This window comes from Pseudomonas sp. P4_C1, assembly GCF_056402155.1.
Genome location: NZ_JBFUHY010000018.1, coordinates 26067 through 38341 on the forward strand (window position 1 = coordinate 26067; position 12275 = coordinate 38341).

General features: G+C 60.0%; 13 protein-coding genes. All 13 read right to left on the reverse strand.

Annotated elements, in window-relative coordinates:
• Positions 1-37: 37 nt before the first annotated feature.
• The 13 genes from AC1DU9_RS13655 to fabF all read right to left on the reverse strand — a co-directional run bounded on the left by AC1DU9_RS13655 (position 38) and on the right by fabF (position 12237).
• Positions 38-856: an SDR family oxidoreductase gene (locus AC1DU9_RS13655; RefSeq protein WP_223459572.1), complete on the reverse strand. Its 819-nt coding sequence runs from the start codon at positions 854-856 to the stop codon at positions 38-40.
• A 273-nt stretch (positions 857-1129) separates the two neighbouring features.
• The gene (locus tag AC1DU9_RS13660) at positions 1130-2005 is read right to left on the reverse strand and encodes an SMP-30/gluconolactonase/LRE family protein (RefSeq protein WP_477810312.1); all 876 of its coding nucleotides are present in this window, start codon (positions 2003-2005) and stop codon (positions 1130-1132) included.
• Between the two features lie 45 nt (positions 2006-2050).
• Entirely contained in the window at positions 2051-2767 is a 717-nt protein-coding gene (locus AC1DU9_RS13665) for a FadR/GntR family transcriptional regulator (protein ID WP_046037461.1), read from the reverse strand.
• Between the two features lie 192 nt (positions 2768-2959).
• Positions 2960-3520: a DUF1285 domain-containing protein gene (locus AC1DU9_RS13670; protein WP_223459576.1), complete on the reverse strand. Its 561-nt coding sequence runs from the start codon at positions 3518-3520 to the stop codon at positions 2960-2962.
• A 16-nt stretch (positions 3521-3536) separates the two neighbouring features.
• A complete protein-coding gene (locus AC1DU9_RS13675; RefSeq protein WP_223459578.1) occupies positions 3537-4145 on the reverse strand; it encodes a DUF4823 domain-containing protein in 609 nt (202 codons plus the stop codon).
• 171 nt (positions 4146-4316) lie between these two features.
• Positions 4317-5285, reverse strand: coding sequence for a GTP 3',8-cyclase MoaA (locus tag AC1DU9_RS13680; protein WP_223459581.1), 969 nt, complete (start codon positions 5283-5285; stop codon positions 4317-4319).
• A gap of 137 nt (positions 5286-5422) precedes the next feature.
• Positions 5423-6061: a TetR/AcrR family transcriptional regulator gene (locus AC1DU9_RS13685; RefSeq protein ID WP_223459582.1), complete on the reverse strand. Its 639-nt coding sequence runs from the start codon at positions 6059-6061 to the stop codon at positions 5423-5425.
• A gap of 388 nt (positions 6062-6449) precedes the next feature.
• A complete protein-coding gene (locus AC1DU9_RS13690; RefSeq protein ID WP_477810313.1) occupies positions 6450-7238 on the reverse strand; it encodes a TatD family hydrolase in 789 nt (262 codons plus the stop codon).
• 72 nt (positions 7239-7310) lie between these two features.
• The gene (locus tag AC1DU9_RS13695) at positions 7311-8297 is read right to left on the reverse strand and encodes a DNA polymerase III subunit delta' (RefSeq protein ID WP_223459586.1); all 987 of its coding nucleotides are present in this window, start codon (positions 8295-8297) and stop codon (positions 7311-7313) included.
• A complete protein-coding gene (tmk, locus tag AC1DU9_RS13700) occupies positions 8290-8922 on the reverse strand; it encodes a dTMP kinase (RefSeq protein WP_477810314.1) in 633 nt (210 codons plus the stop codon). Before tmk ends, AC1DU9_RS13695 begins: the two co-directional genes overlap by 8 nt.
• Positions 8923-8941: 19 nt before the next feature.
• Positions 8942-10174 carry an endolytic transglycosylase MltG gene (gene mltG, locus AC1DU9_RS13705; RefSeq protein WP_223459590.1) on the reverse strand — a complete coding sequence of 411 codons (1233 nt, stop codon included), beginning with the start codon at positions 10172-10174 and terminating at the stop codon, positions 8942-8944.
• Positions 10175-10177: 3 nt separating this feature from the next.
• Complete coding sequence (gene pabC / locus AC1DU9_RS13710) at positions 10178-10993, reverse strand: aminodeoxychorismate lyase (protein ID WP_223459593.1); 816 nt, start codon at positions 10991-10993, stop codon at positions 10178-10180.
• Positions 10993-12237: a beta-ketoacyl-ACP synthase II gene (gene fabF / locus AC1DU9_RS13715; RefSeq protein WP_223459595.1), complete on the reverse strand. Its 1245-nt coding sequence runs from the start codon at positions 12235-12237 to the stop codon at positions 10993-10995. Before fabF ends, pabC begins: the two co-directional genes overlap by 1 nt.
• Positions 12238-12275: the final 38 nt, after the last annotated feature.

A 12275-nucleotide genomic window follows, 5' to 3' on the forward strand; every position in this document is an offset into this window, starting at 1 on the left:
ATTTCAGGCGTAGCAAGTCGCCTGAAAGCCCGATGACTCAGTCGTGGTACATCACCGAGCGCCCGCCATCGATAGTGATGCACGAAGCATTGATGAACGGCGCTTCATCGCTGGCCAGGAACACGGCGGTCATTGCCACTTCGATCGGCTGACCGATGCGACGCGGCGGGTGCAGGTCAAACGCGCGCTGGCGTTCGGCGTGGGGGTCGGCGAAACCGTTCCAGTAATCGATATTGATCTGGGTTTCGATGTAACCCGGCGCGATGGCATTGACGCGGATGCCCTTGGCCGCATATTCGATGCCCAGTGCGCGGGTCAGGCCGAGCAGGCCATGCTTGGCCACCGGGTACGGAAAGCAGCCCGGAATGATGTGGGAGGAATGGGTGGAGGCAATGTTGATGATGCTGCCGATGCCCTGCTCGATCATCTGCGGCAGCACCGCCTTGCAACCGTACCAGGCGCCATCGAGGTCGATGGCAAAGCAGCGACGCCAGTCTTCCTCGGTCATTTCCAGCGGGTCACGGAATACGTTGACCCCGGCGCAGTTGACCAGCACGTCAATCCGGCCGTGTCGTTCGACTGCCAACCTGGCCATCGCATGCAGGTCCTGTTGATGAGAAACGTCAGCCTTGATCGCCACCACATCGGCGCCTTTGTCCCGCCAGTGCGCCGCAACTTTCTCGACTTTCTCGGCCTGAATGTCGCTGATGATCAACCTGGCCTGCTGGGATGCGAAGGTCGCCACAATCGCTTCGCCAATGCCCTGGGCGGCACCGGTCAGCAATACGACCTTGTTTTTCAGGCGTTCGCCCTTGGGCGGTTCGGGTACTGGTGGCAATGACAGTGGTTCAGCCATGGATCAAGACTCCTGTTCGAGAACACGACGAAAACCGGGCATCTGTCGATGTCCGGTCAAAAGGCGTTGAGTAGGAAACAGTAGAACGCGAAAACGTTTCAGCTCGGAAACGCTCTGAGACACTGGCTCCGCAAGGGAGCACGGGGAAACTTCGCTGCATCACTTCACCTGTTTTGTTTTTTTAAGTGTGAGTGCATGTAACTCGTGAGGCCGACTATAAACCCGGCCAATGGAAAATCTCAATATATATATTTACATCCCATATTTTGGGATTTATCCAGAAAAACGCGTGCAATACTTCCCGGGCACATCTACCGGGATCGACAACACAGCCCCGTCCAAAGGATGGCCTAGTGGACTTGCCGCGCTGGTGATGTACAGGGTTTTCAGGTCTGTACCGCCGAACACGCAGCTGGTGGGACGACTGACCGGCAGCTCGATGATCCGATCGACTTTGCCGTCGGGGCTCAACCTGAGCAGGCAGCTGCCATCCCAACGGGCATTCCAGATAAAACCTTCGGCATCCATCGCCGAACCGTCCGGGCCGCCACGCCTATGCGGACCAAACCAGACCTGCGGCGCATCGAGGGCGCCGTCGGTACGGATGAAATGTCGATACAAGGTGCCGTCGAGGCTGTCGCCGAAATACACGCTGGTGGCGTCATCGCTCCACAACAGCGTATTGGGAATGCCCAGGTTACGCAGCAGCGGCACGACCCGCCCGGCGCGATCGATGCGGAACAGTCCACCGGAACGACGGACGATGGGCAGGTCTTCGCCGTGTTCTCCGATATTGTTTTGCATGGTTCCGAGCCAGAGTCGGCCTTGAGCGTCGCAACGGGCTTCGTTGGGGCGATTGCCCGGTTGCGGATCGGCCACACAGAGCAACGTCAGGCGCGGTTCCAGGCCGGGTGAGTCGAGATCAAGGCGATACACACCGCTACTCAATGTCACCAGCGCATCGCCGCTTTCACAGGGGATGAAGGCCGACACATGCTCCGGCATCTGCCAGATCTGCACATTGGCGCCGATCAACCGCAGTGCCTGTTTGCCCGCGATATCCACCCAATACAGCGCCTGGGTCGGCGCATCCCAGAACGGGCCTTCGCCCAGTTTCGCCCGATGCCCGGTAACCGCCGTCAACGTCATGAAACCTCCTGCTTTGTTCTTGTTTTTATGTGGGGACTTTCGTTGTCAGCTGGCCTTTTTATCGGCCATGACTTGCGGGTAGTAACGCTTGATCGCCAGGTCCGCGTTATCGATCAGGGTCATGCAGGCCCAGACACCCCGGGCGGTATCTCGGGCCGCGATTGCCTCAGCCAGGTCCCGGTGAATCGGCAAGGTGCGACGCAGTTCATCCGGGTCGGCGGCGGACACTTCAAAGGCCACCGCAAGCAACGCGCCGAGGGCGGGAACCATTTGTTCGATGAATTGATTGTGGCTGGCAGCGAGGATGCACTCGTGGAAGAGCTGGTCGGCACGGTTGTAATCGATGCCGCTGTCCACCGCCCGTTCCAGCGCGTTGCAGGCCAGCAGGATCGCGTTCACCTGTTCGCCGGTTGCGCGCTCGCAGGCCCAGCGCACGGCCATCGGTTCGATGGTACGGCGCAGGTCGAGCAGATCGTCGACAAAGTTTTCCGGCAAGCCGCTGCGCGACAACCAGCCGACGACTTGTGGATCGAAGAGGTTCCAGCGCCGCACCGGCAACACCCGCGTGCCGACTTTCGGGCCGACTTCGAGCATGCCTTTGGCAACCAGGGTTTTGATCGCTTCGCGGATGACCGTGCGGCTCACGCCGAGTTGTTCGCCGAGGTCGGCTTCGACCTTGAGTGACTCACCGGGCTTGACCTGCCCCGTGGCGAGCCAGCATCCCAGCCAGTCAACGGTCGAAGCATGAAAGCTGCTGGACATGGACACCTCAAAGCCGTACGTGATGGGAGCTCACGCTAATCATCATACGATTGGATGTCAATTTGAATTTACTGAATCCACAGAACCACTGTGGGAGCGAGCTTGCTCGCGATGACGGAGTAACAGGCAACATGGATGTTGAATGTTATGCCCTCATCGCGAGCAAGCTCGCTCCCACAGTGTTGTTATGTGTCAGGGTTCGAGACCGATGGGGAAGAACTCGCCGCCACTCCATACACCGAGCCAGCGCTGGCCGTCGATCTCGCGGCTCACCGCCAGTTCCACCAATTGATAGAACACGTTGCGATGGATCAAGGCTTCAAGATTGCTGCGCACATGCACGTAAGGGGCTGGCTCTTGCGTTACCGGGTCGATGACCACGCGCATCGGATGCCCGGCACCGGCCTCGGTGGTTTCATCGACGTTGGTGGTAAAGCGCAACACCTGCGCCTCGCCCTCGCCTTCCACGTCCACCGCAATCGCCACGAACGGTGCATCGTCGACCTTGATGCCGACCTTTTCCACCGGCGTGATCAGGAAATAATCATCGCCGTCGCGGCGAATGATGGTGGAGAACAGCTTGACCATCGGCTTGCGCCCGATCGGCGTGCCCAGGTAATACCAGATGCCGTCCCGGGCGATGCGCATGTCGATGTCGCCGCAGAAATCGGGGTTCCACAGGTGCACCGGCGGCAAGCCTTTGGTCTTGGGGATTTGCCCCAGCAGGTCGTTGGCTTTTTGCGGGCCACTCATGGCGTTCTCCTTGAAATTACTGGTCGCTGAGCCCCAGCAGGCTGCGCGCGTATTGTTCCAGCGGCGGGCCCATCAGGTCTTCGGGTTTTTTATCGTGGAACGTCAGTAAACCGCCACGACTCTTGATGGTTGCAGTATCAATCAAATACTGGGTGCTGGTCTCGATCAACATGATCTGAATCATACCGCTGTCGATGCCGAGACGATCCAGGGCTTCCTGATCCAGCCACTCGTCCGAGTTGCCGATACGGTCGTCAGACCGGGCAAACCGGGTGTAGAGCAAATAGTGCGCGCCGGCGGCACGGGCTTCGCCCATGGCCTGGTCGAGGCCTTCGGGCGTACGGGCACGGCGGACCATCGGGAAGTATTCGACGAAGCCATCGAACGCGACTTCGGCAATCACGTTGGGCCGTGGGTAAACGTCGCTGCTTGGGGGCATGAAAGCGCCTTGGGCGATATAGACGAACGAGTCCGGTTGAATGCGCAGATTGTTTACGCGACGGCTGTCGCTGTGATCGAGTAACCCCGCATCGCTCATATGGTAACGAGTCCCTTCGGCCATATCGCTGACGTTCATGCAGCCACCAAGTGCCAAAACGGCCAGCAGCAAAACCAGGCTACGCATCCTATCCTCCAGAGGCCGGTGTCGGAAAACCGGCGAATGGCCGTAGGATGCAGCTTTTGCGCCAGCTCAAGTTGATCGTCGCCTGATCAATCGCAATCGCGGGCAAGCCACGCTCCCACAGGGTTTACGCAAAACCTTGTGGGAGCGTGGCTTGCCCGCGATGAGGCCGGTTCAGCCGCCGATAATCTTCATGACAGTCGCACCACCAGAGAACGCCACTTCCTGCTTGTCGCCCAAGGCTTTCACCAGGAGTCGCTGCAAGGCCGGCAGTGCTTGATGGCGCGGCTTGTCCAGCAGGTCGCCGATGTAATGGCGATTGCTCGACGACAGGCAGCCATGCAGCCACCCGGTGGAGGATAAACGCAAGCGTGAACAGGTCCGGCAGAAAGGCACGCTCTCGTTGGCGATCACGCCGAAATAGCCTTGCCCCGGAATTTCATAGCGAACGGCCGTCGCATCGACCGGGGCATCGGCCTGCAGGTATTCATAGCGCTCGCCGATCAGGCTCAGCAACTGCTTGAGGCTGACGAACTGTTGCAGAAAAGCATTGGAATCGCTGGCCAGATGGCCCATGCGCATCAGCTCGATGAAGCGCAGTTCATAACCACGCTCCAGACAGTAGTCGAGCAGCGGCATCACTTGATCGAGGTTCTGCCCGCGCAGCGGCACCATGTTGACCTTGATCTTCATGCCGGCCGCACTGGCCTCGTTCATGCCGTTGAGCACGGTAGCCAGGTCGCCGCCCCGGGCAATGGCACGGAACGCGCTGGCGTCGAGGGTATCGAGGGAAACGTTGAGGCGCCGAATGCCGGCGTTCACCAGCAGCGGCAGTTTCTTCGCCAGCAACTGGCCATTGGTGGTCAGGCTGATGTCTTCCAGGCCCATCTTCCCGACCGCCGTCATGAACGCCTCGAGTTTCGGGCTGACCAGCGGCTCGCCGCCGGTAATGCGCAGACGCTCGATCCCCGCAGCTTCAATCAGATAAGCCACACCGCGCGCCATGGCTTCGGCCGACAACTCATCCTGCGCAGCCACCAGCCGCTTGCCATTGGGCACACAGTAGGTACAAGCGTAATTGCAGGCTGAGGTCAGACTGATTCGCAAGTTGCGAAAACGCCTGCCTTGACGGTCAACGATCATGGTCACTCCGGCGGAAGAATATCGGGCCGCCAAAACTTGACTTAGAAATTAAGTTTTAGCAAGTCCTCTACCTGAGTATATTCCTGCGGCACTGCGCCAAGTAGCGAAATCATGGCGCAATAAGGCAACTGAATGGCTCAGCTGCCGGAAGTGTCGGTGTCGCGCTTGCGCTTGTTACCCATGCGCACGCCGATGTCCATCAGGAACTGGAAGAAACCTTCCTGATCTTCCAGCACATTGCTCCAGAACGGCGAGTGATACAGCGCGACGGCACCGTGCACCAGCGCCCAGGACGCGCAGTAATGGAAGTAAGGCGGCACGTCTTCCAGCTTGCCTTCGCTGATCCGGCCTTTGATCAGCAGGGTCAGGCGTTCGAAATTCGAGGCACGGATCTTGTGCAGTTCCTCGATCATCTCCGGCACCTGGTTGCCCTTGACTACTTTCTCTTCGAGGCGGTCGAACAGGCGATAGCGTTGTGGATCGCGCATGCGGAATTCGAAGTACGCCCGGGACAGGGCTTCCTTGTCCTTGTCGACATCGGCCGAATGCAGCAGTGTGTTCAAATCGCGCTCGTAGTCGAGCATCAGGCGCAGATAGATTTCCGCCTTGGACTTGAAGTGCTTGTAGATCGTGCCTTTGCCGATACCGACGGCATCAGCAATCATCTCGACGGTGACACTGTCTTCACCTTGTTCGAGGAACAGCTTGAGCGCGGTATCGAGAATTTCCTGCTCGCGGCGACGAAATTCACGGACCTTACGAGGTTCTTTATGCATAAGAAAAGGTCTGTCGGGGTCAAAATTCGAAGCCGCGTATTATGCCTAACTTACGTAAAAATGCACGGATCATCCGACCATATCTGCGCTTTCTGGTCATTCCGCGTACGTTTGCGGGTTGATGAGAACTCTTCCGAAGCGCACGTATTCCAAATTTGTTTAAAAACCCGGGCCACCAAACTGGACTAGGCGCAATCCTGATCAATACTTGAACTGTCGGCGGGGCATCTCCCCCAAGTGTCACGCCGATATTGGTACCAACGGACCGCGTGCCATTGTTTTACTCCTAATGGTCTTAACCCGGATTCACCCCCCAGAACCCGGGTTTTTTTTTGCCTGCGATTTAACCTTGTGGGAGCGAGCCTGCTCGCGAAAGCGGCTTCGAACCCTAAACTGATTTCACATGCGCCAACGGAAACAACCGCTTGAAGTTCTCAGTGGTCTGCTCGGCAAACCGCTCGTAGGGCTCACCACGCAACATTGCCAGAAATTCCGCGACTTCACGCACGTACTGCGGCAGGTTTGGCTTGCCGCGATAGGGTATCGGCGCCAGGTACGGCGAGTCGGTTTCCACCAGCAATCGGTCGGCCGGCACCTTGCTGGCCACATCGCGCAATGCGTCAGCATTGCGGAAAGTGACAATCCCGGACAGGGAAATGTAGTAGCCCATGTCCAGCGCAGCCTTCGCCATCTCCCAGTCTTCGGTAAAGCAATGCAATACGCCCGCCTGGGGCAGCGCCGCTTCACGCAACAAGTCCAGGGTATCGGTACGGGCCCCACGGGTATGGATGATCACCGGTTTGCCGGTCTGCTGCGCGGCCTGCAGGTGCAGGCGGAACGATTCCTGCTGCAACTCTGCAGCTTCCGGCTCGTAGTGATAGTCCAGGCCGGTTTCGCCAATGGCGACCACCCGCGGGTGATTGAGCTCCTGCAACAGCCAGTCCAGCGCCGGCGCGGCATCCGGCTGCACATCCAGAGGGTGCACGCCCACCGAGCAGTCGACGTCGTCATAACGTTCGGCCAGGGCCTTGACGTCGGCCGCGTTGTCCGCGCTGACACCGATACACAGAAAGTGCCCTACCCCGCGCTGTCGGGCCGCATCAAGGGCGGCATCCAGGGAGCCGTCGTGGGTGGCCAGGTCGAGGCGATCAAGGTGACAATGGGAATCTACGAGCATAAAGGGCTGCAACTTGTATCGAATGGGTGGGACGGGCGGATGTTCTGATATTCGGAGTCTAGGCGCGAACAGTCATCTTTGGCCAGGCAACGACGCCCATTGCACCAGCAATGCCTCCAGCAGCAAGGCCGGATTGAGGTTGGCCTTGCTCAAGACTTTCTGCCTTTGGGCGAGGATCCAGTCCTGGATATCGAGGACTTTGCCCTGGGCGCTTTTCTGCGCCAGGTACTGCACGACCTTGCGCATGTCGGTCAGGCCCAGGCCGGCTTCGTCCTGGGTCAACTGATAGCGCAGGATCAGGCTCGACCAATCGCAGAACCAATCGAACAGGCGCAACATCGGAATGTTTTTCCACTCTTCGGCCAGTTGCGTCGGCGACTGCTGTTGCTTGAGGAGTTTTTTTACCCCTTCCACCACTTGCATGCGTTGCTCACGCACGCCCTGGGCCTGGAGATTGACTGCCGCCAGCGGCGAACCGGCGGCCAGGGTCAGCAGTTCGACGCGCTCTTCTTCGGAGCACTCCGGCAACGCCTGGGCCAGCCACTTCAAGCTCATGGCCTCGCCCGGCAGCGGACAGGCCTGCTGCACGCAGCGACTCTTGATGGTTGGCAACAAACGGCTCGGCTGATGGCTGACCAGCAACAAAACAGTATCGCCGGACGGTTCTTCAAGGCTTTTGAGCAAGGCGTTGGCGGCATTGATGTTCATCGACTCGGCCGGCTCGATCAACACCACCTTGCGCCCGCCCAACTGCGCAGTCTGCACCACGAAACCGACCAGATCGCGAACCTGATCGACCTTGATCGCCTTGTCGGCCTCTTCCGGTTCCAGGATGTAGTTATCCGGGTGGCTGCCAGCCTTGAGCAGCAGACAGGATTTGCATTCACCGCAGGCTTGCAGCGCGTTCGGGCGCTGGCACAGCAAGCTGGCCATCAGGCGCTCGGCCAGTGCCCGCTTGCCGATCCCGACGGGGCCATGCAGCAGGTAAGCATGCGCATGCTGGGCGCGACCGGCCAGGTGCTGCCAGAGGGTTTCCTGCCACGGATAGGCCTCAGCCACGGCTCAACTCCAACAGGCGCGGCAGCAAGGCATCCAGTGATTGCTGAACCTGTGCCAGCGGCTGGGCAGCATCGACCAGCACATAACGCGCCGGATCTGCCTCGGCCCGCTTGAGGAAGGCTTTGCGTACGGCATCGAAAAAGGCCTGGCCTTCGCGTTCGAAGCGATCCAGACGACCGCGAGCACTGGCGCGGGCCAGACCCACCTCGACAGGCAGATCGAAAATCAGCGTCAGGTGCGGACGCAGATCGCCCTGGACGAAGGTTTCAAGGGTCGCGATGCGCTCCAGCGACAAGCCTCGGCCGCCGCCCTGGTAGGCGTATGTCGAATCGGTGAAACGATCACACAAGACCACGGCACCACGGGCCAGCGCCGGGCGAATCACTTCGGCCAGGTGCTGGGCACGCGCCGCGAACACCAACAGCAACTCGGTATCCGGGTTCATGACTTCGTCGACCGGGGCCAGCAGCACTTCACGGATGCGCTCGGCCAGCGGCGTGCCACCCGGCTCGCGGGTCAGCACCACCTCGATGCCGGCGGCGCGCAGGCGCTCGGCCAGGTATTCACGGTTGGTGCTCTTGCCGGCGCCTTCCGGGCCTTCCAGCGTAATAAACAAGCCAGTCACAGGCAGTCCTTAGTCAGAGTCATTGCGGGCTTTTCGGTGCGTTGGCATCGAGTTCCGGCACTTCAGGGGCTGGCGCAGGATCTTGCGCCGGCACCTGCGGCAACGCCTCGGGAGCCGTGTTCGGTGAAGCGGCCGGGATCGGAGTCAACTCTTGCGAAGACCTGGCCTCCTGCGTACCGGTTTGCTCAGCCTCGGTGGGCGGCGTCTCGGGCGTGGAGGCAGGCGCCGGGCTGGAGCGGTAATCGGCGCGACGCTTGAGCTGGAACTCCTTCACAGCATTGTTGTGAGCGTCCAGGTCGTCGGAGAACACGTGAGTGCCATCACCACGCGCCACGAAGTATAGGCTGTTGCCCTCCACCGGATTGAGTGCCGCATGGATGGCTTCGCGACCGACCATCGAAATAGGCGTAGGCGGCAGGCCCGCATTCATGTAGGTGTTATAGGGCGTCGCTTCCTTGAGATGAGCCCGGGTCAGCTTGCCGCTGTAGCGGTCGCCAAGGCCGTAGATCACCGTCGGATCGGTCTGCAGCAGCATGCCCATCGCCATGCGTCGTACGAACACGCCGGCAATTTGCCCGCGCTCCTGCGGTACCCCGGTTTCCTTCTCCACCAGCGAGGCCATGATCAGCGCCTGGTAGGGTTCGGTGTACGGCACGTCGGAAGAGCGCTGTTCCCACTCCTTGGAGAGCACTTCGTCGAGGCGCTCGTAAGCGGTTTTCAGCAGTTCGATATCGGTCATGCCGCGCACGTAGCGATAAGTGTCAGGGAAGAAGCGCCCTTCCGGGAAAATCCCGCTATGACCGAGCTTGTCCATGACCTGGCTGTCGCTCAAACCGTCGAGGCTATGGTCGAGCTTCTCTTCTTTGGCCAGCGCTGCGCGGACCTGACGGAAATTCCAGCCTTCGACCAGGGTCAGGCTGTACTGAACCATTTCCCCGCGTTTCCACAGGTCGATCAGGCCTTCGACGGTCATGCCCGGCTTCATGCGGTATTCACCGCTGTGCAGGGGTTGCCTGGCGAGGTTGAAGCGCCAATATACCCGCAGCCAGAATGCGTCCTTGATGACGCCATTGGCTTCGAGTCGGTAGAAGGTGCGGGTCGGCGTCGTGCCCTTGGGCACATCCAGCAATTGTTCCTGGGCAACGTTCAGCGGCTGTACCAGCGCCGAATGAATTTTCCAGGCTGAAGCACCCAACAGCAGCCCCGCCAGAACCAGTCCGGTTTCCAGCAGCAGCAAGAATTTACGTCTCACGTATCAAGCATCCAGTAGCGCACGGGCAATGGTTTGGAGTTTACGTGTGAGCGGCCCAACCGGCCAGTGAAGAGCAGCACAGGCGCGCACCGGCCAAACGCCATACACGCTGTTGCAGATAAATACTTCGTCAGCCCATTGCAGTTGTTCGAGGGGAATGTCGGTGATTTGCGTGGGGATTCCCAGCGACCTGGCCTGAAACAATATTTCGCCACGCATCACGCCGGCCACGCCGCAGCGCTTGAGGTCGGCGGTGACGAGTACACCATCACGCACCAGGAACAAATTGCTGAACACGCCTTCAATCACGCGCCCGGCCTGATCGAGCATCAAGCCTTCGGCATGCTCGGTGTCCTGCCATTCGGCACGGGCGAGGACTTGTTCAAGACGGTTCAGGTGCTTGAGGCCAGCCAGTAATGGCTGTCTGGACAATCGCGTGGTGCAAGGAAACAGACGAACACCCTGCTCGCCATGCACGGCAGGGTAAGCCGCGGGTGGATTGCCTTGCAGAATGCGTCGGGCCTGAGCCGAAGGATCCGGGGCATAACCGCGCAGACCATCGCCACGAGTGAGGATGAGCTTGAGCACCCCGTCACCCAGTGCCCCGGCGTAGGCCAGCAGTTCGCTGCGGATCAACGCCTGATCGGCGGCAAGCGCCAGACGCGAACAGCCGTCCGCCAGACGCGACAGATGCCGGTCCAGCAATACGGGCTGCCCGTTACGCACGGCGATGGTCTCGAACAGACCGTCGCCATAAGCCAGGCCGCGATCCTTCAGCGACAAAGCGTCAGCCGGCTGACCGTCGACCCAGCTGTCCATCAGCCTGCGAACCGGCGGAACACCAGCGAGCCGTTGGTGCCGCCAAAACCGAAGGAGTTGGAAACGACCACATCGATATCCATATTACGCGCCGTGTGCGGCACGAAATCGAGGTCGCAACCTTCGTCCGGCTCATCGAGGTTGATGGTCGGCGGCGCTACCTGGCTGTTGATCGCCAGCACGCTGAAAATCGCCTCGACCGCGCCCGCCGCACCCAGCAGGTGGCCGGTCATGGACTTGGTGGAACTGACGGCCAGCTTGTAGGCGTGATCGCCGAACACCGACTTGATCGCATTGACTTCGGCCAGGTCGCCTGCGGGAGTCGAAGTGCCGTGGGCGTTGATGTACTGCACTTGATCGCCATTGATTTTGGCATCGCGCAGCGCATTGGTGATGCAACGAGCAGCACCGGCACCATCGGCGGGCGGCGAAGTCATGTGGTAAGCATCGCCGCTGGTGCCGAAACCGATCAGCTCGGCGTAGATGGTCGCGCCACGGGCCTTGGCGTGTTCCAGCTCTTCCAGAACCAGCGCACCGGCACCGTTGGACAATACAAAGCCATCACGCCCCTTGTCCCATGGACGGCTGGCGCGGGTCGGCTCGTCATTGCGGGTCGACAGCGCGCGGGAGGCACCGAAGCCGCCCATGCCCAGACCGCAGGCCGCCATCTCGGCACCACCGGCAATCATCACGTCGGCTTCGTCGTACATGATGTTGCGGGCGGCCATGCCAATGCAGTGGGTACCAGTGGTACAGGCCGTGGCGATGGCGTAGTTAGGTCCCTGTGCCCCCAGATGGATCGACAGGAAACCGGAAATCATATTGATGATCGAGCCTGGTACGAAGAACGGAGAGATCCGTCGTGGGCCAGTCTCGTGCAGCGTACGGGCAGTTTCTTCGATATTGGTCAGACCGCCAATACCCGAACCCATGGCCACGCCGATGCGCTCACGGTTGGCGTCGGTGACTTCCAGGCCGGCGTTGCGTACCGCCTGAAAACCTGCGGCCAGACCGTATTGAATGAACAGGTCGAGCTTGCGGGCTTCCTTGACCGACAGGTATTCCTCGACATTGAAGCCCTTTACCGAGCCGCCAAAACGGGTGGAATAGGCAGAAAGGTCGGCGTGTTCGATCAGACCAATGCCACTGCGGCCAGCCAGAATGCCCTGCCAGCTGCTCGGCACATCCGTGCCCAGTGGCGACAACATACCCATACCGGTGACTACGACGCGTCTACGCGACACAGCACTCTCCTTTTTCAAATGACGACTTTGCATCAGGC

Coding starts and splice junctions, on each gene's coding strand:
- AC1DU9_RS13670 (WP_223459576.1), bottom strand. CDS start 3,520: ATGAGTGGCCCGCAAAAAGCCAACGACCTGCTGGGGCAAATCCCCAAG.
- AC1DU9_RS13685 (WP_223459582.1), bottom strand. CDS start 6,061: ATGCATAAAGAACCTCGTAAGGTCCGTGAATTTCGTCGCCGCGAGCAG.
- AC1DU9_RS13680 (WP_223459581.1), bottom strand. CDS start 5,285: ATGATCGTTGACCGTCAAGGCAGGCGTTTTCGCAACTTGCGAATCAGT.
- AC1DU9_RS13665 (WP_046037461.1), bottom strand. CDS start 2,767: ATGTCCAGCAGCTTTCATGCTTCGACCGTTGACTGGCTGGGATGCTGG.
- AC1DU9_RS13690 (WP_477810313.1), bottom strand. CDS start 7,238: ATGCTCGTAGATTCCCATTGTCACCTTGATCGCCTCGACCTGGCCACC.
- AC1DU9_RS13655 (WP_223459572.1), bottom strand. CDS start 856: ATGGCTGAACCACTGTCATTGCCACCAGTACCCGAACCGCCCAAGGGC.
- pabC (WP_223459593.1), bottom strand. CDS start 10,993: ATGGACAGCTGGGTCGACGGTCAGCCGGCTGACGCTTTGTCGCTGAAG.
- AC1DU9_RS13675 (WP_223459578.1), bottom strand. CDS start 4,145: ATGCGTAGCCTGGTTTTGCTGCTGGCCGTTTTGGCACTTGGTGGCTGC.
- AC1DU9_RS13660 (WP_477810312.1), bottom strand. CDS start 2,005: ATGACGTTGACGGCGGTTACCGGGCATCGGGCGAAACTGGGCGAAGGC.